The 25,314-nt window shown below is 70.1% G+C and carries 26 protein-coding genes and 1 pseudogene; 10 read left to right on the forward strand and 17 right to left on the reverse strand.

The genetic code is table 11. The features are described 5' to 3' along the window. Positions 1–4: 4 nt before the first annotated feature. From ACFZBT_RS30745 to ACFZBT_RS30770, 6 genes are all read right to left on the reverse strand, one after another. Positions 5–418: a YciI family protein gene (locus tag ACFZBT_RS30745; RefSeq protein WP_391110334.1), complete on the reverse strand. Its 414-nt coding sequence runs from the start codon at positions 416–418 to the stop codon at positions 5–7. Positions 419–502: 84 nt separating this feature from the next. Next, positions 503–811: a hypothetical protein gene (locus tag ACFZBT_RS30750; RefSeq protein WP_391110336.1), complete on the reverse strand. Its 309-nt coding sequence runs from the start codon at positions 809–811 to the stop codon at positions 503–505. 26 nt (positions 812–837) lie between these two features. Then, on the reverse strand, positions 838–1,422 hold the full coding sequence (locus ACFZBT_RS30755; protein WP_391110339.1) for a dihydrofolate reductase family protein: 585 nt from the start codon (positions 1,420–1,422) through the stop codon (positions 838–840). Further along, positions 1,389–2,006, reverse strand: a complete 618-nt coding sequence (locus tag ACFZBT_RS30760) for a GNAT family N-acetyltransferase (RefSeq protein ID WP_391110342.1) — start codon at positions 2,004–2,006, stop codon at positions 1,389–1,391. Before ACFZBT_RS30760 ends, ACFZBT_RS30755 begins: the two co-directional genes overlap by 34 nt. 342 nt (positions 2,007–2,348) lie before the next feature. Continuing rightward, positions 2,349–3,539, reverse strand: a complete 1,191-nt coding sequence (locus ACFZBT_RS30765; protein WP_391110345.1) for a family 2 encapsulin nanocompartment cargo protein polyprenyl transferase — start codon at positions 3,537–3,539, stop codon at positions 2,349–2,351. A gap of 111 nt (positions 3,540–3,650) precedes the next feature. Then, positions 3,651–5,057 carry a family 2B encapsulin nanocompartment shell protein gene (locus tag ACFZBT_RS30770; protein ID WP_391110348.1) on the reverse strand — a complete coding sequence of 469 codons (1,407 nt, stop codon included), beginning with the start codon at positions 5,055–5,057 and terminating at the stop codon, positions 3,651–3,653. A 290-nt stretch (positions 5,058–5,347) separates the two neighbouring features. On the opposite strand from ACFZBT_RS30770, the gene ACFZBT_RS30775 reads away from it, so the two are divergent. Continuing rightward, the gene (locus ACFZBT_RS30775) at positions 5,348–6,265 is read left to right on the forward strand and encodes a pyridoxal-phosphate dependent enzyme (RefSeq protein ID WP_391110350.1); all 918 of its coding nucleotides are present in this window, start codon (positions 5,348–5,350) and stop codon (positions 6,263–6,265) included. Between the two features lie 132 nt (positions 6,266–6,397). Here the strand turns inward: ACFZBT_RS30775 and ACFZBT_RS30780 are convergent, their stop codons facing one another. Then, the gene (locus ACFZBT_RS30780) at positions 6,398–7,996 is read right to left on the reverse strand and encodes a Na+/H+ antiporter (RefSeq protein WP_391110353.1); all 1,599 of its coding nucleotides are present in this window, start codon (positions 7,994–7,996) and stop codon (positions 6,398–6,400) included. A 64-nt stretch (positions 7,997–8,060) separates the two neighbouring features. On the opposite strand from ACFZBT_RS30780, the gene ACFZBT_RS30785 reads away from it, so the two are divergent. The 3 genes from ACFZBT_RS30785 (at position 8,061) to ACFZBT_RS30795 (ending at position 10,149) form a co-directional block, all read left to right on the forward strand. Beyond that, positions 8,061–8,321 carry a UBP-type zinc finger domain-containing protein gene (locus ACFZBT_RS30785; RefSeq protein ID WP_391110355.1) on the forward strand — a complete coding sequence of 87 codons (261 nt, stop codon included), beginning with the start codon at positions 8,061–8,063 and terminating at the stop codon, positions 8,319–8,321. Positions 8,322–8,581: 260 nt separating this feature from the next. Further along, on the forward strand, positions 8,582–8,995 hold the full coding sequence (locus tag ACFZBT_RS30790; RefSeq protein WP_003992877.1) for a hypothetical protein: 414 nt from the start codon (positions 8,582–8,584) through the stop codon (positions 8,993–8,995). 17 nt (positions 8,996–9,012) lie between these two features. Next, a complete protein-coding gene (locus ACFZBT_RS30795) occupies positions 9,013–10,149 on the forward strand; it encodes a SigB/SigF/SigG family RNA polymerase sigma factor (protein ID WP_391110358.1) in 1,137 nt (378 codons plus the stop codon). 3 nt (positions 10,150–10,152) lie between these two features. Here ACFZBT_RS30795 and ACFZBT_RS30800 read toward each other — a convergent pair whose 3' ends face one another. Beyond that, a complete protein-coding gene (locus ACFZBT_RS30800) occupies positions 10,153–10,599 on the reverse strand; it encodes a hypothetical protein (RefSeq protein ID WP_391110361.1) in 447 nt (148 codons plus the stop codon). A 115-nt stretch (positions 10,600–10,714) separates the two neighbouring features. Here ACFZBT_RS30800 and ACFZBT_RS30805 point away from each other — a divergent pair, with 115 nt between their 5' ends. Next, positions 10,715–11,683, forward strand: coding sequence for a diacylglycerol kinase family protein (locus ACFZBT_RS30805; RefSeq protein WP_215118593.1), 969 nt, complete (start codon positions 10,715–10,717; stop codon positions 11,681–11,683). A 322-nt stretch (positions 11,684–12,005) separates the two neighbouring features. After that, positions 12,006–12,263: a WhiB family transcriptional regulator gene (locus ACFZBT_RS30810; protein ID WP_016639615.1), complete on the forward strand. Its 258-nt coding sequence runs from the start codon at positions 12,006–12,008 to the stop codon at positions 12,261–12,263. A 185-nt stretch (positions 12,264–12,448) separates the two neighbouring features. On the opposite strand, the gene ACFZBT_RS30815 is transcribed toward ACFZBT_RS30810, so the two are convergent. The 3 genes and pseudogenes from ACFZBT_RS30815 to ACFZBT_RS30825 form a co-directional block, all read right to left on the reverse strand. Further along, positions 12,449–13,915 (reverse strand): histidine kinase N-terminal domain-containing protein, encoded by a 1,467-nt coding sequence (locus ACFZBT_RS30815; protein ID WP_391110567.1) that lies wholly within the window; start codon positions 13,913–13,915, stop codon positions 12,449–12,451. Between the two features lie 376 nt (positions 13,916–14,291). After that, a pseudogene (locus ACFZBT_RS30820) lies at positions 14,292–14,408 on the reverse strand (TetR/AcrR family transcriptional regulator); the annotation flags it as partial. 72 nt (positions 14,409–14,480) lie between these two features. After that, a complete protein-coding gene (locus tag ACFZBT_RS30825; protein WP_391110365.1) occupies positions 14,481–15,554 on the reverse strand; it encodes an SIS domain-containing protein in 1,074 nt (357 codons plus the stop codon). A gap of 247 nt (positions 15,555–15,801) precedes the next feature. On the opposite strand from ACFZBT_RS30825, the gene nagB reads away from it, so the two are divergent. Continuing rightward, positions 15,802–16,587, forward strand: coding sequence for a glucosamine-6-phosphate deaminase (gene nagB, locus ACFZBT_RS30830; protein ID WP_391110368.1), 786 nt, complete (start codon positions 15,802–15,804; stop codon positions 16,585–16,587). 31 nt (positions 16,588–16,618) lie between these two features. Here nagB and ACFZBT_RS30835 read toward each other — a convergent pair whose 3' ends face one another. From ACFZBT_RS30835 to ACFZBT_RS30860, 6 genes are all read right to left on the reverse strand, one after another. Beyond that, positions 16,619–17,170, reverse strand: a complete 552-nt coding sequence (locus ACFZBT_RS30835; protein ID WP_391110371.1) for a hypothetical protein — start codon at positions 17,168–17,170, stop codon at positions 16,619–16,621. After that, positions 17,167–17,415 carry a helix-turn-helix transcriptional regulator gene (locus ACFZBT_RS30840; RefSeq protein ID WP_184590604.1) on the reverse strand — a complete coding sequence of 83 codons (249 nt, stop codon included), beginning with the start codon at positions 17,413–17,415 and terminating at the stop codon, positions 17,167–17,169. Before ACFZBT_RS30840 ends, ACFZBT_RS30835 begins: the two co-directional genes overlap by 4 nt. A gap of 30 nt (positions 17,416–17,445) precedes the next feature. Beyond that, complete coding sequence (locus tag ACFZBT_RS30845; RefSeq protein ID WP_391110373.1) at positions 17,446–19,020, reverse strand: glycoside hydrolase family 3 N-terminal domain-containing protein; 1,575 nt, start codon at positions 19,018–19,020, stop codon at positions 17,446–17,448. 9 nt (positions 19,021–19,029) lie between these two features. After that, positions 19,030–19,869, reverse strand: coding sequence for an ABC transporter permease subunit (locus ACFZBT_RS30850; RefSeq protein ID WP_391110376.1), 840 nt, complete (start codon positions 19,867–19,869; stop codon positions 19,030–19,032). After that, positions 19,866–20,852: an ABC transporter permease subunit gene (locus ACFZBT_RS30855; protein ID WP_391110380.1), complete on the reverse strand. Its 987-nt coding sequence runs from the start codon at positions 20,850–20,852 to the stop codon at positions 19,866–19,868. The genes ACFZBT_RS30850 and ACFZBT_RS30855 overlap by 4 nt, the downstream gene beginning before the upstream one ends. Before the next feature lie 72 nt (positions 20,853–20,924). Beyond that, complete coding sequence (locus ACFZBT_RS30860; RefSeq protein WP_391110383.1) at positions 20,925–22,205, reverse strand: extracellular solute-binding protein; 1,281 nt, start codon at positions 22,203–22,205, stop codon at positions 20,925–20,927. 266 nt (positions 22,206–22,471) lie between these two features. Here ACFZBT_RS30860 and ACFZBT_RS30865 point away from each other — a divergent pair, with 266 nt between their 5' ends. The 3 genes from ACFZBT_RS30865 (at position 22,472) to mctP (ending at position 25,252) form a co-directional block, all read left to right on the forward strand. Then, positions 22,472–23,236: a UTRA domain-containing protein gene (locus ACFZBT_RS30865; RefSeq protein ID WP_391110386.1), complete on the forward strand. Its 765-nt coding sequence runs from the start codon at positions 22,472–22,474 to the stop codon at positions 23,234–23,236. Positions 23,237–23,372: 136 nt separating this feature from the next. Then, positions 23,373–23,627 carry a DUF3311 domain-containing protein gene (locus ACFZBT_RS30870; protein ID WP_391110389.1) on the forward strand — a complete coding sequence of 85 codons (255 nt, stop codon included), beginning with the start codon at positions 23,373–23,375 and terminating at the stop codon, positions 23,625–23,627. Continuing rightward, positions 23,624–25,252: a monocarboxylate uptake permease MctP gene (gene mctP / locus ACFZBT_RS30875; protein WP_391110392.1), complete on the forward strand. Its 1,629-nt coding sequence runs from the start codon at positions 23,624–23,626 to the stop codon at positions 25,250–25,252. The genes ACFZBT_RS30870 and mctP overlap by 4 nt, the downstream gene beginning before the upstream one ends. Positions 25,253–25,314: the final 62 nt, after the last annotated feature.

Below are 25,314 nucleotides of genomic sequence, written 5' to 3' on the forward strand. Positions count from 1 at the left end.
CTCGTCAGATGTCCCCGCTGCCGTCCATGATCGGGCGGATCACGACCGGGTAGTCGGGGGCACCGGCCGGCTGGGGGCAGCGGGAGATCCAGTCGGCGATCTCCGTGACCCGCTCCAGGCTCTCGCACTCCAGGACCCAGTAGCCGGCCAGCAGCTCCTTGGTCTCGCTGTACGGGCCGTCGGTGATCACGGCCTTGCCGTCGTCACCGAGGGTGACATGCCGGGTCTGCGCCGGCTCGGCCAGGCCCTGCCCGTCGACGAACTCGCCGGTCTCGGAGAGATCGTCGTTGATGGCTCCCATGTAGGCGAACATCGCCTGCAGCTCGTCCTCGTTCCAGGCGGGCGAGTCCGCTGACGCCTTGCCGCGCATGGCCTCGTAGTCCGCCTGCGTGCCCTGCACCATGACCAGGTACTTCATCAGTCCGCTCCTTCGGCTCTCACCACCCTGCCGGGCGGCTCTCACAGGGGACGTCGGAGCCGGGCCGGGATTCTCGACACGAGCTCAGGAGTTTTCCGAGACGGTTTCTCCGGGGGCCGTTTCGGCGGGGGTCGTAGCGGGTGGGGTCGTAGCGGGTGAGGCTGTGTCATCGCCCCGCCGAGGGGCCGCTTCGGACCGGGTTTCCCCGGCAGGCCGCGTGTCCTCGACGGTGGGGCCGCCGCCGGCGCCCTCCGCGTCGTAGGCCCCGCACTCGGGGTTGCGGCAGGGGCCCGCCACCCACAGGGGGACCCATGTGCCCAGCGTCTTGTGGCGCCGGACGACTGTTTCCACTGGCTGTCCGCAGCTCGGACAGACGTGTTCGTCTCTGCCCATGTCCTCAGAGTAGGACGGTCAGGGGCTCAGCGCTTCCTGCTGTACGAGCGCACCAGCACGCCATTGTCGAACGCACGCACGGACTCCAGGGTGAACTCCGAGATCGCGAACCCGGCCCCGAACATGGGCATGCCCGAGCCGTACACCAGCGGATAGGTCTTGATGACGAGCTCATCGATCTCGTCGAGCAGTTCGCCCGCGATCTTCGAGCCGCCGCACAGGTAGATGCCGAACTCGCCCTCCTCGGACTTCAGTTCGCGGACCCTGCCGACCAGGTCGTCCGCGATGATCTCGACGTTCGGGTCGGGGGGCTCCTGCAGCGAGCAGGAGGCGACGTACTCGCGCAGGTGCGGGTACGGGCAGGTGATGCCTTCCTTCAGAGCGAGGTCGTAGCTGGCGCGGCCCTGGATGAACGTGTCGAACCGCTTGTTCGGCAGTTCCTCGAGGCCGAGGGCCCGACGGCCCAGGGGCAGCAACGGATCGTGGCGGCGGTGCCGCCGGACGAGAGCCAGGGCTAGGAGAGGGCCGGGGCCGGTCCCGGAGCCGGAGCCGGGGTCGGGGCTGCGGGCTGCGGGATCTAGGAGCCCGTGCGCGTACGGGGTTCGCGCCACATCGGCCACATGGCCGGGCCGCTGTCCGGGAGGTCGAGGACCGGACCGGTGACCTCGAAGCCGAGACGCTCGTACAGCTTGCGGCTGCGGGCGCTGCTGGCCTCCAGATAGGCGGACACGCCCTCGCGGTCGCAGCGGTCGAGGACGGAACCGATGAGCGCGGTGCCGAGTCCCTCGCCCTGGCGGCCGGGGGTGACGCCGATCATCCACAGGTACTCGTGGGCCCGCCCCGAGGGGTGGATGGCGGCCGTGAGCCGGCCGATCAGCTCGATGCGCTCGTTGTCCGGGTCGACGGCCGCCCGCACCTGGGCCGGACCGTCGTCGTCCTCGGGGTCACCGTCGTGGTCGTCGGCCGGCATGGACAGCCACAGCGCACAGGCCGAGCCGTCCTCGGTGATGTCGATACGCCCGGCCGCGAGCACGATGTCGGTGAAGGCGGCCATGAGGCCGGGGTGATGTTCACGGCGGTCCTCCGCCCGGGGGAAGACCCAGCCGCTCACGGGGTCGTCCTGGAACGCCTCGTCCAGCAGCCGGACGACCGCCTCCCGGTCCGCCTCGCCCGCCGTCCGGATCGCCACGCCCATGCCCCGCCCCTTCGCTCGTCCCGACGGGCGTTGATCGTAGGGGGGTGAGGGCCATGCGGGGCGGGCAGGGCGGCAGCCTGGCGAAATTCAGTCGAGCATTTGCCCAAACTCGATCGCGAGACGGTTGAGAAGGGGCGGGCCCCGCACACCGTGGGGCAGTGCGGGACCCGCCGACCGGAGCCCGGAAGCCGTGCGGAGTCAGGAGCCGCACGGCCCCGACGCCCCGGGGTCCTGCCTTCGGTCGCCCGAAGGATCATGCTGTGCTTCCGGCCATCAGCCCCCGCATCCGGCTTGGCCGATACCGGCCGTCAACCGCTGCCGAAGTCAGCCGTCAGCCGTACGTCAACTGCTGCGCCGTGTCACGAACTCGGCAAGGGCCAGCAGACCGCCCGCCGCCTCCGGATCCGGCACCACGCGCGCCAGCTGCCGCATCGCCCGCGCCATCCGGTCGGCCGCCTGGCCCTGCGCCCAGTCACGGCCGCCCGCGCGCTCCACGGTCAGGGCGATGTGTTCCAGGTCCTCCTTCTCGCGAGGTCGTGCGTACAGTTCGGCGAGCTCGGCGGCCGCCGGCGTGCCGGATGTGAAGGCCGCGACAACCGGCAGGGACTTCTTGCGGGCGGCCAGATCCGCGCCGACGGGCTTGCCGGTGCGGTGCGGGTCGCCCCATATGCCGATGACGTCGTCGATGAGCTGGAAGGCGAGCCCGGCCTCCCGGCCGAACGCGTCCAGCGCCGCCACGTCCCCATCCCCGGCGCCCGCGTACAGGCCGCCGATCGCGCAGGCGCTCCCCAGCAGCGCGCCCGTCTTGGCCTCCGCCATGGCGAGCACCTCCTCGAGCGTGACCTCGCCGGGGTCGCGCCTCTCCATGGCCGTGTCCGCGTGCTGACCCGCGCACAGTTCGACCACGCAGTCCGCGAGCCGGACCGCGGCGGCCCGGGCCGCCGGGTGCGGATCCGTCGCGAGCAGTCGCAGTGCCAGCGCCTGCAGGGCGTCCCCGCCGAGGATCGCGTCGGCGTCTCCGAACACCGTCCACGCGGTGGGCCTGTGACGGCGTGTGGTGTCCCGGTCCATCACGTCGTCGTGCAGCAACGTGAAGTTGTGGACCAGCTCCACCGCCGCGGCCGCCCGGACCGCCCCCGCCCGTGCCTCGGGCCCTCCGAGGGCGGACGCCGCGGCGAGGACGAGCGCGGGGCGGATCGCCTTGCCCGAACCGCCCTCGGCCGCGGTGCCGTCCGCCTCCTCCCAGCCGAAGTGGTAGAGCGCGATCCGGCGCATCGGCCCGGGCAGCGATTCGAGCGCGGCCCGCAGCACCGGGTCGACCTCCGTCCGGGCCCGCTCCAGGAGCATGAGCGCCTCGTGCCCCTCGGCCGGTCCGGGCCGGCCGTCCCGCTGCGTCCCGATGGCCCCCCGCACTTCCGGCACCCCGTCCGCACGCCGGGATTCGGCACCTCGCTGCTCACCGAGGGCGGATCGCTGCTCACCAGAGGTGGGCAGCGTCGCCTCCGTCCTGAACTCCGTAAGGGACTCACCCATGGGACCGCCTCGGAGTATGAGCGGACGGTGGCGCTTCCGCTGCCGCTGGGCGCGTACCCCCAGGGTGTACCCGCCCGGGCGGGCGGGGACACGGCCGATGTACCGGGAGCGTCACCGCCAGCGGCCGATCTCGACGTTCTCCAGGACCCCGAGCGCGTCCGGTACCAGGACCGCGGCCGAGTAGTAGGCCGTGACCAGGTACTTGATGATGGCCTGTTCGTTGATGCCCATGAAGCGCACGGACAGACTCGGCTCGATCTCGTCCGGGATGCCGGAGGCCCGCAGGCCGATGACACCCTGGTCGGCCTCGCCGGTACGCATCGCGATGATCGACGTCGTACGGGCCTCGGTCACCGGGATCTTGTTGCACGGGTAGATCGGCACACCGCGCCAGGTGGGGATGCGGTTCCCGCCGACATCGATGGTCTCGGGCACCAGCCCGCGCTTGTTGAGCTCACGGCCGAACGCGGCGATCGCACGCGGGTGGGCCAGGAGCAGTTTGGTGCCGCGGCGCCTGCTGAGCAACTCGTCCATGTCGTCCGGACCGGGCACACCGTCATGCGGCTGGATCCGCTGCTCGTACTCGCAGTTGTGCAGGAGTCCGAAGTCGCGGTTGTTGACGAGCTCGTGCTCCTGGCGCTCCTTCAGCGCCTCGACCGTCAGCCGGATCTGCTGCTCGGTCTGGTTCATGGGCTGGTTGTAGAGGTCGGCCACGCGCGTGTGCATACGCAGCACGGTCTGCGCGACGCTCAGTTCGTACTCACGGGGCCTGGCCTCGTAGTCGACGAAGGTGTGCGGGATGTCCGGCTCGCCGGAGTGGCCGGAGGAGAGGTCGATCTCCTTCTCGCCGTACTTGTTGGAGCGCTGCTCGGGGATCGTCCGGCACTGCTGCAGGTGTTCGCGCAGCGAGTCCGAGCGCTCCGCGATCTGCTCGAACTCCTGGCGGGGCAGCACGAGCACGGTGCAAGCGGTGAGCGCGCGGGCCGTGTACTCCCAGATCGCGTCCTCGTCCAGCAGGGCCGCGTCGCCGAAGTAGGCGCCGTCGGCGAGGACTCCGAGGGACTCGTCGTCCCCGTACGGGCCCGTGCCGATCTTCTCCACCCTGCCGTGTGCCAGCAGGTACACCTCGTCGGACTGGCTGCCGAACGACGCGATCACCTCACCCGCCTGGATCTCCCGCTGCTCGCAGCGCCGGGCGATCTCGGAGAGCACCTCCTGGTCCTCGTACGACCGCAGCGCCGGCAGTTCGCCCAGCTCCGCGGGGATGATCTCGACGCGGTCGCCGGTCTTCACGAACGTCATCCGGCCGTCGCCCACGGCGAAGGTCAGCCGCCGGTTCACCCGGTACGTACCACCCTGGATGTCCACCCAGGGCAGCATTCGCAGCAGCCAGCGGGAGCTGATCTCCTGCATCTGCGGCACGGACTTGGTCGTGGTGGCCAGGTTCCGCGCGGCCGCCGTGCCAAGACTCTGCTGCGGCTTGGTCTCCTCCGTGCGGACCTCTTCGCCTACCGACATAGAGAACTGCCCTCCCGGTTATGCCCAACGCCCATACGCCTCGGGCATCGATGTCCACGGGCAAGCCTTCCCCACTCAGCGTCGCGGTGCTATTACCCGAAAGAGCGGGAATGGATCTTCGTATCACTGGGCAGGGGACGGTCTTTCCGGGCGTGGCGACATCCGTGGAAACCCGCCGCCGGTGCGGTTCGCCCTTTCACCGCGCTGGTATCGGCCGGCTGCTGCACACGCGTGGACATCGTCCACCACATCGAGGGCCAGGTCTCTCCCACCCGGGCGACAATTACCGGGTGACCAGCCCCGACGCCCCCGACGCGCCTCGCCTCGCGGCCCTGCGCCCCCGGTTGCCCTCGCCGGTGGTGGAAGCCGCCGACGACCGGTTCGAGCGCCGGGGAGTCCGGCTGCTGCTGAAGCGGGACGATCTGATCCACCCGGAGCTGACCGGCAACAAGTGGCGCAAGCTGGCGCCGAATCTCGCGGCGGCGGACGGCCGCGCCGTCGTCACCTTCGGCGGCGCCTACTCCAACCACCTGCGCGCCACGGCCGCGGCCGGCCGGCTGCTCGGCATCCCCACGGTAGGTGTCGTACGCGGCGACGAGCTGGCAGGCCGCCCCCTCAACCCCTCCCTCGCGCGCTGCGCGGCCGACGGCATGCGGCTGCACTTCGCCGACAGGGCGACGTATCGCCGCAAGTCGCAGCCGCGGGCCCTTGCCGGGATCCTCCGCGAGGCTGACGCCGAGGGTGCCTACGTCGTCCCCGAGGGCGGCAGCAACGCCGCGGCCGTACGCGGCTGCCAGGAACTCGGCGCCGAGCTGCGCGACCGGGCCGATGTCGTGGCCGTGGCCTGCGGCACCGGAGGCACGCTGGCCGGACTGGCCGCCGGGCTCGCTCCCCGGCAGCGCGCCCTGGGCGTGCCGGTCCTCAAGGGCGGCTTCCTGACCGCCGAGACAGAGGCCCTGCAACGGCAGGCGTTCGGCGGCCCGCGCGGCTCCTGGAGCCTCGACGAGCGCTTCCACTTCGGGGGCTACGCGCGCGTGCCCGACGAGCTCGACACCTTCGCCAGGGACTTCGAACGCCGTCACGGCCTGCCCGTCGAACGTCTGTATGTGGCCAAACTGCTGTACGGCCTGGTCACACTGGCCGGCGAAGGCGCCTTCCCGCGAGGGACGACGGTGGCGGCCGTCATCACCGGCCGTCCCTTCCCGTGACATCCGGCAACGTTCCGTGGAGCCCGGCAACGTTCCGTGGAGCCCGGCAACGTCTGGTGACACCCCGGAGCCTCTTGTGACGCCCCACAGCGTCTCTTGAAGCCCGGCAGCGCCCCCCGCGCCGTATCGCCGCTACGCCGCCTCCCGGAAGGCCGCCGCCTCCTCCAGGTCAAGCCTGCGCAGCAGGGTCCTCAGCATCTCGTCGTCGATGTACCGGCCGTCCCTGAGCCTGACGAACACCTCGCGCTCGGCGCTGATCATCTCCCGCGACAGCCGTCGGTAGGTGTCGTCGACGGACTCCCCGGTGATCGGGTTGGCCTGCCCCAGCCGTTCCCATACGGCGTTGCGGCGGCGCTCCAGGACGATGCGCAGCCGGTCGGCGAGCGGGGCGGGCAGGGCGTTGCGCTCGTCTGCGAGGAGTTCGTCCAGGCGCCGCTCGGCGGCCCGGGAGGCCTGCGCCTGGGCGTTCGCCTCGGCGAGCGTCTCCGCCTGGACGTCCCGCCCGGGGACCTTCAGCAGCCGGATCAGCGGGGGCAGCGTCAGTCCCTGCACGACCAGGGTGCCGATGACCGTCGTGAAGGTCAGGAAGAGAATGAGGTTGCGGTGCGGGAAGGGCTCATCGCTGTCGTGCATGGTGAGCGGGATGGAGAAGGCGATGGCCAGCGAGACCACGCCTCGCATGCCGGCCCACGCGATGATGAACGGCCCCTTCCAGGTCAGGCTCTCCTCCCGCTCCCTGATCCGCGCCGAGAGCAGCCGGGGCAGGAAGGTCGCCGGATAGACCCAGACGAACCGGGCCGCGACGACCACCAGGAAGACGGCGAGCGCGTACCAGGCGGCGTCGGCGCCCTCGTACTGTCCGAGGCCCCTCAGGACCACCGGCAGCTGCAGTCCGATCAGGGCGAACACGGCCGACTCCAGGACGAAGGCCACCATCTTCCACACCGCCTCCTCCTGGAGTCGCGTGGCGAAGTCGACCTCCCACGCGCGGTGGCCCAGGTAGAGCGCGACGACCACGACCGCGAGGACACCGGAGGCGTGCACCTGCTCGGCGACGGCGTAGGCGAAGAACGGGATCAGCAGGGAGAGCGTGTTCTGCAGCAGCGCTTCCTTCACGTGCGTGCGCAGCCAGTGGATCGGCGCCATCAGCACCAGGCCGACCACGACGCCCCCGACCGCTGCGAGCAGGAACTCGCCGATGCCCCCGGCCCAGGTGGCGCCCTCGCCGACGGCGGCGGCGAGGGCCACCCGGTAGGCGGTGATCGCGGTGGCGTCGTTCAGCAGGGACTCGCCCTGGAGGATCGTGGTGATCCGGGACGGCAGCCCGACCCGGCGTGCCACCGCCGTCGCCGCGACGGCGTCCGGCGGCGCGACCACCGCGCCGAAGACCAGGGCCGCGGTCAGCGGCAGGTCGGGCACGATCAGGTACAGGGCCCAGCCGACCACGAAGGTCGCGAACAGCACGTACCCGACGGACAGCATCGCGACCGGCCTGAGCTGGGCCCGCAGGTCGAGGTAGGAGCTGTCGGTGGCGGCCGTGTGCAGCAGCGGGGGCAGGATGAGCGGCAGGACGATGTGCGGGTCGAGCGTGTAGTCGGGCACCCCGGGGACGTAGCTGACCGCCAGCCCGATCGCCACCAGCAGCAGCGGCGCCGGCACCGGGGTGCGCCGCGCGGCCGCGGCGATCGCGGCACTGCCCGCCACCAGCAACAGCAGTGGCATCACGTCCATCGTTCTCGCCCGCCCCTCTTTTTTTCCGCGCGGTCTTCCGCCCGACCGTCGTAACCTGGCAATCATGAAACAGTGCACGCACGCCGACGCGCTGCCGCACCCCGAACCCGGCCCGCTCAGCGAGACGTGTCCGGAGTGCCTGGCGGAAGGCATGGATCCGGTGCAACTACGGCTGTGCCTCAGCTGCGGTCACGTCGGCTGCTGCGACTCCTCGCCGGGGCGGCACGCGGCGGGGCACCACACGGAGTCCGGCCATCCCGTGATGCGGACGCACGAGCCCGGGGAGACCTGGCGATGGTGCTTCGTCGACCATGTCCTGGTGTGACTCGGCAACACCCCGGCGGCGGACGGTTCGACCGTCTGACGTCTGGGTACGTCAACCCGGCGCGCGCTCTTCCCATTTGGGCCCGCCCAACCCCTAGACACGGAGCGTATCCACAGGTTTACTGTGAGTGACGACAAGGGGATGGGGTCCCGGGGACAGGACCGTCGAGAGCGCGGTAGCGTCACCGCTGAACCACGTATCGCGTTACCCCGGGGGGCGACCCTCGGCCCTGAAACGCTTGTACCACCATGGAGGTGAGGGTGTCCCAGATCGCAGGCGAGCCCGCGACCCAGGACTTCGTGGAAGTCCGGCTGCCGGCCGCGGGTGCCTACCTGTCGGTGCTGCGTACGGCCACGGCCGGTCTCGCGGCCCGTTTGGACTTCACCCTCGACGAGATCGAGGACCTGCGCATCGCGGTGGACGAGGCCTGCGCGATCCTGCTTCAGCAGGCCGTGCCCGGCTCGGTGCTCAGCTGTGTGTTCCGCCTCGTCGACGACTCACTCGAGGTCACTGTCTCGGCTCCGACCACGGACGGCCATGCCCCCTCGCGGGACACCTTCGCCTGGACCGTCCTGTCCGCCCTCGCGGGCAAGGTCTCCTCTGCCGTGGACAAGGACAAAACCGTTTCGATCAGCCTCTACAAACAGCGCGGCGCGGGACCCGGGCCGGCGTGAGGAGCGAGGACGGGCCGGTGCGGGACGAAGAGCGCAGCACACGAGAGCTGCCGGCCGAGGGCACGGGCACGAGCGGTCCGAGCGGGGCCCGGCGCATGGCGGACGGCATCGACGGCATCCCCGAGCAGGCCCGCCCGCACCCTGAGGACGACTCCGCGGGGGCCGTCCTCCCGGGCGGCGGGCCGCTGGACCAAGGCGGTGCCGTACGGAGCGCGCCTCCGGGCGGGGGGATCACCGCATCCCCCGTCCCAGGGGGTCCTCCCACTCGCGCGAAGTCGAGAGTGGCGGAGGAGGCGAGGGCTCGGGGAAGGGCGACGGGCGGGACGATGAGCGAGCACGAGCGAGACTCCGAGCACCAGGCGCCGAGCGCGCACCACGCACAGGGTGCGCACCACGGCTCCACGGACCGCAGCGGGGCGCGCGAGATGTTCCTCAAGCTGCGCACGCTGGGGGACGGCAGTCCGGAGTACGCGGAACTGCGCAACCAGCTGGTCCGCATGCACCTGCCGCTCGTCGAGCATCTCGCGCGCCGCTTCCGCAACCGCGGTGAGCCGCTGGACGACCTCACCCAGGTCGCCACGATCGGGCTGATCAAGTCGGTCGACCGCTTCGACCCGGATCGCGGCGTGGAGTTCTCGACGTACGCGACCCCGACGGTCGTCGGCGAGATCAAGCGGCACTTCCGCGACAAGGGCTGGGCGGTGCGCGTCCCGCGCCGGCTGCAGGAGCTGCGCCTGGCGCTGACCACGGCGACGGCCGAGCTCTCGCAGCTGCACGGCCGCTCCCCCACGGTCCACGAGCTCGCCGAGAAGCTGGCGATCTCGGAGGAGGAGGTCCTGGAGGGCCTGGAGTCGGCCAACGCGTACTCCACGCTGTCCCTGGACGTCCCCGACACCGACGACGAGTCCCCGGCGGTCGCTGACACCCTCGGCGCGGAGGATGAGGCGCTGGAGGGCGTGGAGTACCGGGAGTCCCTCAAGCCGCTGCTGGAGGACCTGCCGCCGCGGGAGAAGCGGATCCTGCTGCTGCGGTTCTTCGGCAACATGACCCAGTCGCAGATCGCGCAGGAGGTCGGCATCTCGCAGATGCACGTCTCCCGGCTGCTCGCGCGCACGCTCGCGCAGCTGCGGGAGAAGCTCCTCGTCGAGGAGTGACGGCTACTTCCCCACGTCGCCGGGGTTGCCGGGCCCGCGGATCCCCAGGGCCCGGGTCGTCTCGGGATTCACCAGCAGGACGAGCGCCGCCACGGCCACGACGGCGAGGGCGATCCCGGCCGGAATGGCCATGCTGTCGGCCTGCAGCAGGTTGTAGGCCACCGGCAGCGCCATGAGCTGGGTGATGACGGCCGGGCCGCGGCTCCAGCTGCGACGGCCGAGCAGCCCGCGCGCCGCGAGCAGCGGCAGCAGCGCGAGCACGACCAGCGTGATCCCCCCGGTCACAGCCTGCTGCCTGTCGTCCGGCTCGCCCGTGAGGCCGAGGACCAGAATCCAGACCCCGCCGACGACCAGGGCAAGCCCTTCCAGTGCGGCCAGCAGCGCCGCGTACGTCAGACGCCGCGGGCGGGGGCCGGTGGTCTGGGGTGTGGGGGTCTGCTCACTGCTCACCCCTGCAGAGTAGCCCTCGTCGCAGGCGCCTCCCGTGGCGAGGTTCGCCCTCGTCTCTTACCTGATCCCTACCTCGGTCTGGGCCCGGTACCCCCCAGTAGGTACGCTGCCAGTCATGCGTGCACTTCTCGTGGTCAATCCGGCGGCAACCACCACCAGTGCGCGCACGCGCGACGTACTGATCCACGCGCTCGCCAGCGAGATGAAGCTGGAGGCGGTCACCACCGAGTACCGCGGCCACGCGCGCGACCTGGGCCGGCAGGCGGCGGACAGCGAGGACATCGACCTGGTCGTGGCCCTCGGTGGCGACGGCACGGTCAACGAAGTGGTCAACGGTCTCCTGCACGCCGGCCCCGCGCCGGGACACCTCCCCGGCCTCGCCGTGGTCCCGGGCGGCTCCACCAACGTCTTCGCCCGCGCCCTCGGCCTGCCCAATGACGCCGTGGAGGCCACCGGCGCGCTGCTGGACGCCCTGCGCGACGGCAGCGAACGCACCGTCGGCCTGGGCCTGGCCTCGGGTACGCCCGGCACGGAGGACGAGACGGTGCCGGCCCGCTGGTTCACCTTCAACGCGGGGCTCGGCTTCGACGCGGGTGTGGTCGGACGGGTGGAGCAGCATCGCGAGCGCGGCCGGAAATCCACACACGCTCTCTACGTACGCCAGGTCGTGCGCCAGCTCCTCGGTGAGACCAACCGCCGGCACGGCATGATCACGCTGGAGCGGGCCGGCGAGGATCCGGTCACCGATCTGGTGCTGTCCATAGTCTCGAACACCTCACCGTGGACGTTTCTGGGGAATCGCCCGATCTACGCGGCACCTAAGGCCTCGTTCGATACCGGGCTCGATCTCTTCGGTCTCAGCCGCCTGTCCACCGCCGCTGTTGCCCGGTATGGGACCCAGTTGCTCACTTCGTCCCCCGAGCGTGGACCCCATGGCAAACACGCCACTTCCCTGCACGATTTGACCGAGTTCACCTTGCATTCCAAGGTGCCACTCCCCCTCCAGATGGACGGTGACCACCTGGGCCTGCGAACGAGCGTGACGTTCACAGGCGTACGCCGTGCACTGCGTGTGATTGTGTGAGCAGAACTGGCTAAAGTCCTTTCACTCGAACGTTTAGGCCAGGATCCACCCCATGGAAGTACGGCTGTGACCTAGTCGACACCGAAGAATCAAAAAAAACTTTCCAGAAGGGGTTGTATCCGCCGCTGAGGTTTGCGAGTCTCTACGTGGCGATCGGGACGGCCCGCAACACCGGCCTCCACTGATCACCAGAATCCCCCTTCAAAACACAGGACCCACGCCAGGGAACCTGGCGGTCGGCCCTTCACTTGTTGAGGGATTCGTGAAAGCGTTCACATTCACAAGCAAGCCCTGCACGTAATACCAAGGAGAGGTAGCAGCCATGGACTGGCGTCACAACGCCGTTTGCCGCGAGGAAGACCCCGAGCTCTTCTTCCCCATCGGCAACACCGGTCCTGCGCTGCTGCAGATCGAGGAAGCCAAGGCCGTCTGCCGTCGCTGCCCGGTAATGGAGCAGTGTCTGCAGTGGGCGCTCGAGTCCGGCCAGGACTCCGGCGTCTGGGGTGGTCTCAGCGAGGACGAGCGCCGTGCCATGAAGCGCCGCGCCGCCCGCAACCGGGCTCGTCAGGCCTCCGCCTGACAACCCACCCCTGCTGACAGCCTGAGCTTGGCGGCGCGTACAGCGAGTACGCATCTCCCGCCCCCGAGCCGCAGCGCGCAGTTCCCCCGATGCGCTTAGCAAAGCAGCAACGAGCTTAAGCCCCGGGCCACCAAGTGGCCCGGGGCTCAATGCTGTTCAGGGGGCTTCGGCACGTCGGCCGTTTCCTACTTCTGTGAGCGCACCGGGATGTCGAGGATCACGCGGGTCCCGCGCACCGGGGCCGGGACCATGTCGAAGGTGCCGCCCAACTCGCCCTCCACCAGGGTCCGTACGATCTGCAGGCCGAGGTTGCCCGCGGTATGCGGATCGAAGCCCTCCGGCAGACCCACGCCGTCGTCCTGGACGGTGACCAGCAGCCGGGCCTCCTTGCTCGTGCCGCCGCGGATCGCCGACACCTCGACCGTGCCGGTGTCGCCCTCGCGGAAGCCGTGTTCCAGGGCGTTCTGCAGAACCTCGGTCAGCACCATCGACAACGGCGTGGCGACCTCGGCGTCGAGGATGCCGAAGCGACCGGTCCGCCGGCCGGTGACCTTCCCTGGGGAGATTTCCGCGACCATGGCCAGCACACGGTCGGCGATGTCGTCGAACTCGACGCGCTCGTCCAGGTTCTGAGAGAGCGTCTCGTGCACGATCGCAATCGATCCGACGCGTCGCACCGCTTCTTCGAGGGCCTCGCGGCCGCGGTCGGACTCGATGCGCCGGGCCTGGAGACGGAGCAGGGCCGCCACTGTCTGGAGATTGTTCTTGACCCGGTGGTGGATCTCCCGGATCGTCGCGTCCTTGGTGATCAGCTCGCGCTCGCGGCGACGGAGTTCGGTGACGTCGCGGAGCAGGACCAGCGAGCCGATGCGGGTGCCCTTGGGGCTGAGGGGGATCGCGCGGAACTGGATGACCCCGTCGCTGGCCTCGATCTCGAACTCGCGCGGCGCCCAGCCGCTGGCGACCTTGGCGAGCGCCTCGTCCACCGGGCCCCGGGTCGGAGCGAGTTCGGCGGTGGTCCTGCCCAGGTGCTGGCCGACGAGGTCGGAGGCGAGACCGAGACGGTGGTAGGCGGAGAGGGCGTTCGGCGAGGCGTACTGGACGAGGGCATCGGCGTCGAGCCGGATCAGTCCGTCACCCACCCGGGGCGAGGCGTCCATGTCGAGCTGCTGGTTCGCGAACGGGAAGGAGCCGGCCGCGATCATCTGTGCGAGGTCGGAGGCGCTCTGCAGGTAGGTGAGCTCCAGGCGGCTCGGGGTGCGCACGGTGAGGAGGTTGGTGTTGCGCGCGATGACGCCGAGGACGCGTCCCTCCCGCCGCACGGGGATCGACTCGACCCGGACGGGGACCTCTTCGCGCCACTCGGGGTCGCCCTCGCGCACGATGCGGCCCTCGTCGAGGGCGGCGTCCAGCATGGGGCGGCGGCCTCGCGGGACGAGATGGCCCACCATGTCGTCCTGGTACGAGGTCGGGCCGGTGTTGGGCCGCATCTGGGCGACCGAGACGTACCGGGTGCCGTCGCTGGTGGGGACCCACAGGACCAGGTCGGCGAAGGAGAGGTCGGAGAGCAACTGCCACTCCGAGACCAGCAGGTGCAGCCACTCGAGGTCGGTGTCGTCGAGGGCGGTGTGCTGGCGTACGAGTTCGTTCATGGAGGGCACGTGTGCGAGCGTACCCGGGGGTTTGCACCTCTGAAATGCTCGGATCCCGCGTGGGCCCGGAAACACCCGCGGGCCGCGGCGCCTGAGAGGGACCCTCAACCCTCCCGGCACCGCAGCCCGGAGCAGCATCGGCCGTGGGGTGTGCGGTCCCGGTCGGCCGAAGGATGAGGACCCGGGGCAGTCAGGGCAGAGAGCCTCGGTTCCTCGGTCCGTCCTCCTGTGCGGGGAGGACGGGGGCTTGTACGCGCTTCGCAAGCGCCCTCGTACGCATTGTGGACTAGACCACTAGGGGGTGTCCATGCGTTGGAGGCTGTTCGTTGTTGTTCTGTCTCCCGCGAATCGGACGCAGTGACGTCCACCACGCAGCCTAACCCGTGTGGGTTCCTGTGCGGGGCCAGATGGTCATGGCAACTTTCGCGACCGCCTCCGGTTCCTCCCGGCTCGCCCTGTCCCGCGCCTGTTGTGCCATGCCCTGGATCATTGATGTGGCCTCGTAACCGTTCTCCCAGAGGGTCAGGAGGGCCTTCTCCAGCGCGGGCGCCCGCGAGCCCGTGGTTCAGCGGGTCTCCGTCACCTTCGCCAGGGCGCGAGGCGCGTCCGGGTCCTGGCCCCGGGCGATGGTGACCTCGTAGGCGAGGAGTTGGAGGGGGATGATCTCCAGGACGGGCTGAACCTCTTCGGCCACACCGTCCGTCGGCAGGACGAAGCCGGCCGTCGCCTGCTCGACCTGATGCCTGGGGCCGATGACGACCAGGTCGGCGCCGCGGCCGCGCAGCCGGTCGAGGACGGGCTGGAGCGCTTCGCCGCCCTTGCCGTCGGTGACCACGGCGATGACCGGGGAGACGTTGTCGACCATCGCGAGCGGCCCGTGCAGCAGATCGGCGCCCGAGTAGGAGAGGGCGGGGATGTAGCTGGTCTCCATCAGCTTGAGGGCGGCCTCCTTGGCCGTGGGGTAGCCGTAGCCGCGTGAGGTGATCACCATGCGCTCGGCGAAGCGGTAGCGGGCGGCGAGGCTGCGCACCTCGTCCTGCCGGGCGAGCAGTTGCCCGGCGAGGTCCGGCAAGGCGTGCGCGGGCGCGCCGTCGCCGCCGCGCAGGCCCTCGACGAACAGGTAGAGCGCGAGGAGGGAGGCGGTGTAGGTCTTGGTCGCGGGGAGCGCCTTCTCCGGTCCGGCCATGATGTCGATGTGGTATTCGGAGACGCCGGCGAGCGGTGAGTCGGGGTTGTTGGTGACGGCCAGGGTGATCGCCCCGGCCTCGCGGGCGGCCCGGGTCGAGGCCACCAGGTCCGGGGAGCCGCCGGACTGGCTGACGGTGACGACGAGGACGTCCGTGAGGTCGGGTCGGGCGCCGTAGGCCGTGGTGGTGGACATCGAGGTGAGTCCGCAGGGCAGGCCGAGGCGGATCTCCAGAAGGTACTTGGCGTAGAGGGCGGCGTTGTCGGACGTGCCACGGGCGGTCAGCAGGACGAAGCGGGGTGCGCGGGCGGCGATCCGCCGCGCCACGTCCCGGACCGCGGGGGCGCCGTCGTCCAGGATGCGGCGCAGGACGGCGGGCTGCTCCGCCATCTCGCGGGCCATGATCCGGCCCGGGAGTTCGCCGAGGGGGTCCGGTGTGGCGGCAGCGGTCATGGCGGGGTCCTTCCGTGGCGCGGGCGGCTGCAACTCCCATTCCACTCCCCTGGGCCGGAGAACGCCCCCGCGGGACCGGCGCTGTTCACCTGGTCGAGGCCTGGTCGGCACAGTCGTGCCGCCCGCTCGGGAGCAAGGGCGTACACCCTGGGAGCGACGGCCCCGCTCTGTTAGATTGGTCTAAACCACATGGCCCCTCAAGGGTCCAGTCCCAGTCGAGCACTCCTCTCAGATCGGCAGGCCCAGCGTGGAAGTTGTCATCGTTCCGGACGCCAAGGCGGGCGGCGAGCTCATCGCCGAGGCCATGGCCCAGCTGCTCCGGCGCAAGCCCGACGCGCTGCTCGGCGTGGCGACGGGCTCGACGCCGCTGCCCGTCTACGAGGCGCTGGCGGCCAAGACGCTCTCCGGTGCCGTGGACGTCACGAGGGCACGGATCGCTCAGCTCGACGAGTACGTGGGGCTGCCCGCCGACCACCCGGAGTCGTACCGCTCGGTGCTGCGGCGTGAGGTGCTGGAGCCGCTCGGGATCGGGATGGGCCGGTTCACGGGCCCGGACGGCACCGCCGAGGACGTGCAGGGCGCGTGCGAGGCGTACGACAAGGCGCTGTCGGACGCCGGGGGTGTGGACCTTCAGCTGCTCGGGATCGGGACCGACGGGCACATAGGGTTCAACGAGCCGTGCTCGTCGCTGGCGTCGCGGACCCGAATCAAGACACTGACCGAGCAGACCCGGATCGACAACGCGCGTTTCTTCGACGGCGACCTCGACCAGGTGCCGCATCACGTGATCACGCAGGGCATCGGCACCATCCTGGAGGCCCGGCACCTGGTGCTGCTCGCCACCGGCGAGGGCAAGGCGGACGCGGTGGCGGCGACGGTTGAGGGGCCGGTGGCCGCGGTGTGTCCCGCGTCCGCGCTCCAGCTCCACCCGCACGCGACCGTCGTCGTGGACGAGGCCGCGGCGTCGAAGCTGAAGCTCGCGGACTACTTCCGGCACACGTACGTCAACAAGCCGGAGTGGCAGGGGATCTAGGGACTGTTCCCCGAGTCCCTTTCCGTTCGGATCACGCCGCAGACGCGGGGGCCCCGGCCTCCGGAACGTCGTCCTCGGCCGGCTCGTCCTGGGCGCGCAGGCCGGCCACCCACAGCGGCATCACCCAGTGGACGACGAGGACGGCGATGAGCAGGGGCGCGGCGTAGGCCTTCGGGGCGTCGCCGGTGACGCCGCCCGTGGTCAGCAGGGCAGTCGCCACCGCGGCCAGCAGCAGGGTCGTCAGGCGGTGGGCGCGGGCCAGGACGCGGCTGCGTTCCGCCGACTGCCGCTCGTCCAGGACGTGTTCGCGCAGCTCCAGCAGGCCCCGGGTGGCGCCGTTGATCACTCCGGTCGCGACCATCCAGGGAAGCAGCAGTACGGCCATGACGGCCGCGGGCCACAGCGGCTCGCCCTCGGTGAGGAAGAAGTGGGTCATCAGTCCGCCGATGGCCACGGTGAGGCTGATGTGCGCCGCGACGGCCAGACGCCGGCGTGCCGTCGTGGCGTACCAGGCCTGGCCCCGGCGGTCGTTCATCAGCCGCAGCATGCTCCGGTCGTAGCGGGTCAGGCGTGTCGTCGTCATGGCTGGTTCCTCCCGTAGACCTCGTCCGTGAGCGGGCGGAACGGTTCGAGGGAGAACACCGCCTCGACCGGCAGACCGAAGAACTTCGAGATCTTCAGCGCCAGGTCGAGGCTCGGGTTGTACTGCCCCCGCTCGATGTAGCCGATGGTCTGGTAGTGGGCTCCCACTGCCTCGGCCAGGCTCTGGCGCGACACCTTCCGTTCGGCGCGCACCATGGCCAACCTGTTGTGCACCTGCTCACTCATGTATAAGAAGTACTACATTCGGATGCAGCCTTACAACCTTGTGATTCCGGTCAGTCCGGTGATCACCTCGGCTGCCGCCCGGCCGCAGACGCGGGCCGCGCCATGGGTGGCGATGTGCAGGGCACCGCGCGGGGCGGCCTGGGGGACGCCCATCTCGACCACGATGGTGTCGGGGCGGGCCGCCAGCAGGGTGTCGAGAGCCGAGGCCATCCAGGGGTGGCGGTGTTCGTCGCGGACGACGGCGACGACGCGTCGCGCGCCGGCCGCCTCAAGGGCCGCCCGGCCGGCGCTCTCCCCGCCCTTGTCGGCTTGGCCACCCTTGCCGTCCTTGCCGGTCCTGTCGGCCTCGGCGGAGAAGCTGCCGGTCACGGTGCCCGGCAGGAGGTGGATGAGTTCCGCCGCGACGCCCCACGGTGTCTCGTCGCCGACCGCGATGTTGGCGACGGGGGTGAGGGCGGCGACGTAGGGGGGTTCGGTGAGGGGCTTGAAGCTCTCCGGGCGCTCCAGACCCGGGGCGACGGTCACCGTGAGGGCGCGGCGGGCGGCCCGCAGGCCGACCTCGTCGCGGGGTGTGATCCCGGGTGAGCCGCCGGCCGGGCCCGCCCAGCGGGCCAGAGCCCTGACCCGGTCGGCGGCGTCGGCGAGGCGTTCCTCCGGGAGTTCGCCCGCGCGTACCGCGGCGACCAGGGCGTCGCGCAGCCGCAGTACGGTCGCGTCGTCGGCCAGGCCGCCGCCCACGCAGATGGCGTCGGCTCCGGCGGCGACGGCGAGGACACTGCCGCGTTCGATGCCGTAGGTGCCCGCGATGGCCCGCATCTCCATGCCGTCGGTGACGATGAGGCCGTCATAGCCGAGTTCGCCGCGCAGCAGGCCGGTCAGGATGCGCCGGGAGAGCGTGGCCGGGTGGTCGGGGTCCAGCGCCGGGACCAGGATGTGGGCGCTCATCACGGCCCGGCTGCCGGCGGCGATGGCCGCGCGGAACGGGGTGAGTTCGCGGTCGGTGAGCACGTCCGCGGGGACGTCGATGCGCGGCAGGGAGTGATGGGAGTCGACGGCGGTGTCGCCGTGGCCGGGGAAGTGCTTGGTGCAGGCGGCGACCCCGGCGGACTGGAGACCGTCGACGTAGGCAGCGGTGTGCCGGGCGGCCAGCTCGGTGTCGGCGCCGAAGGAGCGGACACCGATCACCGGGTTGGACGGGTTGGAGTTCACATCGGCCGAGGGGGCCCAGTTGAGGTTCACGCCGCAGGCCGCGAGGCGGCGGCCCAGTTCGTGGGCGACGGCTCGCGTCAGTTCGACGTCGTCGACCGCGCCGAGCGCGTGGTTGCCCGGGAAGGAGGAGCCGGACCGCACCTCCAGGCGGGTCACGTCACCGCCTTCCTCGTCGATCGCGACCAGCACGTCGTCACGCTCGGCCCGCAGCTGCGCGGTGAGCGCGGACAGTTGGCCGGGCGAGGCGATGTTGCGGCCGAACAGGCCGACGGAGGCGAGGCCCTCGCCGAGCCGGCGCAGCAGCCAGTCGGGGGCGGTGGTGCCGGTGAAGCCGGGCTGGAGGACCGTCAGGGCGTCGCGCGTGAGCTTGTCGGTGCCGCTGGCGAGTGTCGTCATGGGGTGGGTTCATCCCTTCACGGCGCCCGCGGTCAGGCCCGCGGCCATCTTGCGCTGGACGAGGAGGAAGAGTGCGACGATGGGCACGGCCATCATCGTGGCGCCGGCCATCATCGGGGCGTATTCGGTGCCGTGCTTGGTGGTGAAGTTGCCGAGCCAGACGGTCGCGGTCTGGTTCTTCTGGCTGAGCAGCATCAGGGCGTAGAGGTACTCGTTCCAGGCCTGGATGAAGCCGTAGACCGAGGTGGCGACCATGCCGGGGGCCAGGAGCGGGAAGACGACCCGGAGGAAGGCGCCCGTGCGGGAGCAGCCGTCGACCATGGCCGCCTCCTCCAGTTCCTTCGGGATGTTGACGATGAAGCCGCGCAGCGTCCACACCGTGAACGGGAGGACGAAGGTCAGGTACGTGATGATGAGCCCGGTCAGCCGGTCGTACTGTCCCAGGTCGTTGAGCAGCAGGAACACCGGGATGATCATGGCGACCAGCGGCACCATCTGGACTGCCAGGATGCCCACGATCACGATCTTCCGGCCGCGGAAGGCGAACCGGGAGATGGCGAGCGCGGCCAGCAGCCCGACAGCCATGCCGATGACGACGACCGCCAGCGACACCACCATGCTGCGGCCCACCGGGCCCCAGAAGTCGGCGATGTCCAGCGCCCGGCCGAAGTTGGCGAAGGTGAGGCCGGTGGGCAGCAGGCTCGGGTCCGGGTCGATGGCGTCCTTGGCGGGCTTGAACGCCGTGTTGAGCATCCAGTAGAGCGGGAAGCCGGCGGTGACGAAGACCAGGAGGCCGAGGAGGTTCCACCAGAGCTTCGGTGCCCGGCGGGGGGCCAGGGTGCTGCTCATTCGACCTCTCCGATCTTCAGCATCTGCCGCATGTAGACGGCGACCACGCCGAGCAGCAGCAGGACGGTGATCAGCGCGATGGCCGAGCCCTGCGCGTAGTCGTTGACCACGAACGCCCGGTCGTAGGAGTAGGTGTTGAGGACCTGGAACTCCGGCTCGGGGTGGCCGCCCCGCATGACGAACACCTGCGGGAAGACGCCCATGTCCCAGATGACCGACAGGGTCGTGAGCATCACGATGATCGGCTTGAGGACGGGCAGGGTGACGTAGCGGAAGACACCCCAGGAGCCGGCGCCGTCCAGGCGGGCCGCCTCCTCCAGTTCCCTCGGGACCTGGGTGAGACCCGCGCTGAGCGTGATCACCACGAACGGCACGGCTCCCCACACCACCAGCAGCATGATCACGGCCAGGCCCTCAGGTCCGCTGGCGAACCAGTTGTGGCCGATCATGTCGACGCCGGGCAGCTTGCTGAGCAGCGCGTTGAAGACGCCGTAGTCGGAGTCGAAGAGCCACTTGAAGACCGTGGTCGCCACGATCACGGGCATGCCCCAGCTCGCCACCAGCACGATGTTGATGAGCACCTTCAGCCAGCCGGAGACCCGCTGGAGCAGCAGGGCGAGCGCCATGCCGATCACCATCGTGAAGACGACGGCCCCGGCCGCGAAGACGATCGTGCGCACGACGACGGCCCAGAACTCGCCGTCGCCCAGCACCTTGGCGAAGTTGTCGAACCCGACCGACTCGGCCGGCTGGAAGCCCCACAGCTGGGACTGCCCGAACTTCTGGAAGGACAGGGTGACAAGACGGGCCAGCGGATAGCCCATGACCAGGGCGAGGATCAGCAGGCAGGGCGCGAGCAGCAGCCAGGGGGCCGTGGCCCCGCCCGACGGCCGCTTCACCCGTGGCAGATCGTCGGCAGGGGGTGGTGGTGCCTGTCGCGGTGGCGGCACCTTGGCGGGGGTAGTGGTGTCTGCGGCACTCATCGCGTGCTCCTCGGCGCTCCCTCAGGTCTGGCGACGGCGGGGCTCCGCCCGGTGAGGAGCCCCGCCCGTAGGTCACTTCGTGTTGATGACCTTGTCGATCGCGGCGTCCGCGTCCTTGGCGGCGGCCTCGACCGACTTCTTGCCGGTGCCGATGGACTGCAGCATGGTCTGCAGGATCTGCGCCTTCTCGACCTGGCCCCAGCCGGGGGCCATCGGGACGAACCAGTTGGACTCGGCCGCGGTGGCGGGGACCGCCGTCGCCGGGTCGTTCTTCAGCGTCGCGAGGTCGGTCTTGTTGTTGGGCAGATTGCCCTTGGCCATCAGGCCCTTCTGCCCGGAGGAACCGGTGTAGGCGTTGATCCACTCGGCGGCCAGGTCCTGCGCGTCGGACTTCACCGGCACGGCGAGGTCGGAGCCGCCCAGGAAGACGGGCATGTTCTTGCCGGACGGGCCGGGCATCACGAAGTTCTCGAGGTTGCCCTTGAGCTTGCCGGTCTTGTCGTTCTTCGGGTCCTCGGCGGTCGCGCCCTCCCAGGCGGCGGCGAAGATCATGGCGGACTTGCCCTGGCCGTAGACGATGTAGCGGTCGGACTCGTCCTTGGTCTTGTCGCCGTGCATGTAGGAGTCGACGACGTTCTTGAACTCCGTCAGGCCCTTGAGGGACTCGGGCGAGGAGAGAGAGGCCTTCCACTGGCCGCCCGACTCGGTGGCGATGGCGCCGCCGGCGTCGTAGACGAAGGACATGGCCGCGTACCAGTCGCGGGTGGGCTGGTACCAGGCGTTGAACTTGCCGCCCTCCTTCTTCTGGATCTTGTCCAGGGCGGCGGTCAGCTCCTTGTAGGTCTTCGGGGGCGTCTTCACGCCGGCCGAAGCCGCGAGGTCCTTGCGCCAGTTGGCGACGCGCCCGCCGGCGTAGTACGGGACGCCGTAGGTCTTGTCCTCGTAGGTGACCGAGGCCTTGAGGCCGTCCAGCCAGGCGTCGGAGTTGTCGAACTTCGCCGGGTCGAGGGGGGCGAAGGCGCCCTTGACCATGTAGCCGAGCATCTCGGTGTTGCCCATCTCGACCACGTCGGGCGCCTTGTCGGTGGCGAGGACGGCGTCGAGCTTGGCGTTCTTGTCGGGCCAGCCGTAGTACTCGTGGTTGATCTTGAGGCCGGGGTGCTTCTTCTTGACCGCGGCGTCGGCGGCCTTCACCAGCTGCGGCCAGTTGTTCTGGGCGTCGACGGTGAGCCAGACGGTCAGCTCCTTGGCGTCCGCGCCGCCCTTGTCCGAACCACCGCCCTCGCCCCCGCACGCCGCGATGGAGACCATCATGCCCGCGATACCGATCGCGGATATCAGCTTGCGCTTCACGCCACCCTCCTCAGCTGGACCATTGGTGTAGACCAGTAGGGAGGAGCTTGGCCTGGCCCACGAGACCTGTCAAGAGGCCCGATAAGGCTCTGACCAGCCGTTATGCGACCTACATATGCAGGGTCCTTTAAGTAATAAGCCAGCGAAAAGCCGACTGCACACGCCATACTTCGGGTAGACCACTGGATGTGGTGGACTAGACCAAAAGCGGCGCCGACGGTATACAAGTGAGATCGTGTCGGCGGACCGAGCCGGGAAGGCGGAGCATGAGCACCGACGTCAGCAGTGCGGAGAACGAGAACGGGGCGCCCGTCCGTACCGCACGCGTGCCCAAGTACTACCGCCTGAAGAAGCACCTGCTCGACATGACGGACACTCAGGCGCCCGGCACGCCGGTCCCGCCCGAGCGCACGCTGGCGGCGGAGTTCGACACCTCGCGCACCACCGTGCGCCAGGCGCTGCAGGAGCTGGTCGTCGAGGGCCGGCTGGAGCGCATCCAGGGCAAGGGCACCTTCGTCGCCAAGCCGAAGGTCTCCCAGGCGCTGCAACTGACCTCGTACACCGAGGACATGCGCGCGCAGGGCCTGGAACCCACCTCGCAGCTGCTGGACATCGGCTACATCACCGCCGACGACCGCCTCGCCGGCCTGCTCGACATCACGCCCGGCGGACGCGTGCTGCGCATCGAGCGGCTGCGCATGGCCAACGGCGAGCCGATGGCCATCGAGACCACCCATCTGTCCGCCAAGCGCTTCCCCGCGCTGCGCCGGTCGCTGGTGAAGTACACGTCCCTGTACACCGCGCTGGCCGAGGTCTACGACGTCCGTCTCGCGGAGGCCGAGGAGACCATCGAGACCTCGCTGGCCACCCCGCGCGAGGCCGGCCTGCTCGGCACGGACGTCGGCCTGCCGATGCTGATGCTGTCCCGGCACTCTCTGGACCGGGAGGGGCAGCCGGTCGAGTGGGTGCGGTCGGTGTACCGGGGGGACCGGTACAAGTTCGTGGCCCGGCTGAAGCGGCCTGTCGAGTAGCGCACGCGTGGACCGCTGGTGAAGGCCGGTTTCTATTAGGTACCGCATTGCAGACGGGGGGTTCCGTTCCCGCCGCACCCTGACCTAGATTGCCTGCGCATTACACAGGTGATCACTGAGGGGACGGAGTCGCTTGATGTCGCAAGCCCCAGAAGCCAGCGGAGGGCCGGTGGTGACGCCGACGCGCGTCGTCATCGCCGTCTGCCTCATAGCGCCCTTCGTGGCCATGCTGTGGGTCGGCTCGTACGCCAAGACCGACCCGGCCTTCATCGGCATCCCGTTCTTCTACTGGTACCAGATGGCGTGGGTGCTCATCTCCACCGCGCTGACGATGACCGCGTACAAGCTGTGGCAGCGTGACCAGCGCGCCCGTAAGGAAGGTGCGCGGTGAAGGACGGCGTGAACGGCGTCGCGCTCGCCGTCTTCATCTTCTTCTTCCTGCTCGTCACGGTCATGGGCTTCCTGGCCTCGCGGTGGCGCAAGGCCGAGAACGAGAACAGCCTCGACGAGTGGGGCCTGGGCGGCCGGTCGTTCGGCACCTGGGTCACCTGGTTCCTGCTCGGCGGAGACCTCTACACGGCGTACACCTTCGTGGCCGTACCGGCGGCGATCTACGCGGCGGGCGCGGCCGGCTTCTTCGCGGTGCCGTACACGATCCTGGTGTACCCGCTGATCTTCACCTTCCTCCCCCGCCTGTGGTCGGTGTCCCACAAGCACGGGTACGTGACGACGTCCGACTTCGTGCGCGGCCGCTTCGGCTCCAAGGGCCTGTCCCTGGCCGTGGCCGTCACCGGCATCCTCGCGACCATGCCGTACATCGCGCTCCAGCTCGTCGGCATCCAGGCCGTGCTGGACGTGATGGGCGTCGGCGGCGGCGAGGACACCAACTGGTTCATCAAGGACCTGCCGCTGCTCATCGCCTTCGGCGTGCTGGCGGCCTACACCTACTCCTCCGGCCTCCGGGCCCCCGCCCTGATCGCCTTCGTCAAGGACACCCTGATCTACATCGTCATCGCGGTGGCGATCATCTACATCCCGATCAAGCTGGGCGGCTTCGACGAGATCTTCGCCAAGGCGGGCGACGCTTACAGCCAGACCAACCCGGCGACGGGCGCGGCGCGCGGTGCGCTGGTGCCGGCGGAGGCGGGCCAGTGGACGTACGCCACGCTGGCGCTCGGCTCGGCGCTCGCGCTGTTCATGTACCCGCACTCGATCACGGCGACCCTGTCCTCGCGCAGCCGTGAGGTGATCCGCCGCAACACCACGATCCTGCCGCTGTACTCGCTGATGCTGGGCCTGCTCGCGCTGCTCGGCTTCATGGCGATCGCGGCCGGGATCAAGGTGCAGAACGGGCAGCTGGCGATCCCGCAGCTGTTCGAGACGATGTTCCCGGACTGGTTCGCGGGTGTGGCCTTCGCGGCGATCGGCATCGGAGCGCTCGTGCCGGCGGCCATCATGTCCATCGCGGCCGCGAACCTCTTCACCCGCAACATCTACAAGGACTTCCTCAAGCCGGACGCCACGCCCGCGCAGGAGACCAAGGTCTCCAAGCTGGTCTCCCTGCTGGTGAAGGTGGGCGCGCTGGCCTTCGTCCTCACTATGGACAAGACCGTCGCCATCAACTTCCAGCTGCTCGGCGGCATCTGGATCCTGCAGACCTTCCCGGCCCTGGTCGGCGGCCTGTTCACCCGCTGGTTCCACCGCTGGGCGCTGCTCGCGGGCTGGGCGGTCGGCATGATCTACGGCACGGCCGCCGCGTACGGGGTCGCCTCGCCGACGCAGAAGCACTTCGGCGGCTCCTCGAAGGAGATCCCCGGCATCGGTGAGATCGGCTACATCGGCCTCACGGCGTTCGTCCTGAACGTGGTGGTGACGGTGGTCCTCACCTTCGCCCTGAAGGCCCTCAAGGCCCCCGACGGCATCGACGAGACCAAGCCGGAGGACTACACGGCGGACGCCGGCGACCCCGGGGTGCAGGTGGAACTGCCGCCGGCCACGGCGGGTACCTCGCACTGATCCCAGCGCAGCACGGGCCGTCGGGAGAGCACCCGGCGGCCCGTCGGCGTGTCCGCCCGCCG

Origin of the sequence: Streptomyces sp. NPDC008137 (assembly GCF_042957035.1) — a bacterium.
In the GTDB taxonomy this organism is placed as follows: Bacteria; Actinomycetota; Actinomycetes; order Streptomycetales; family Streptomycetaceae; genus Streptomyces.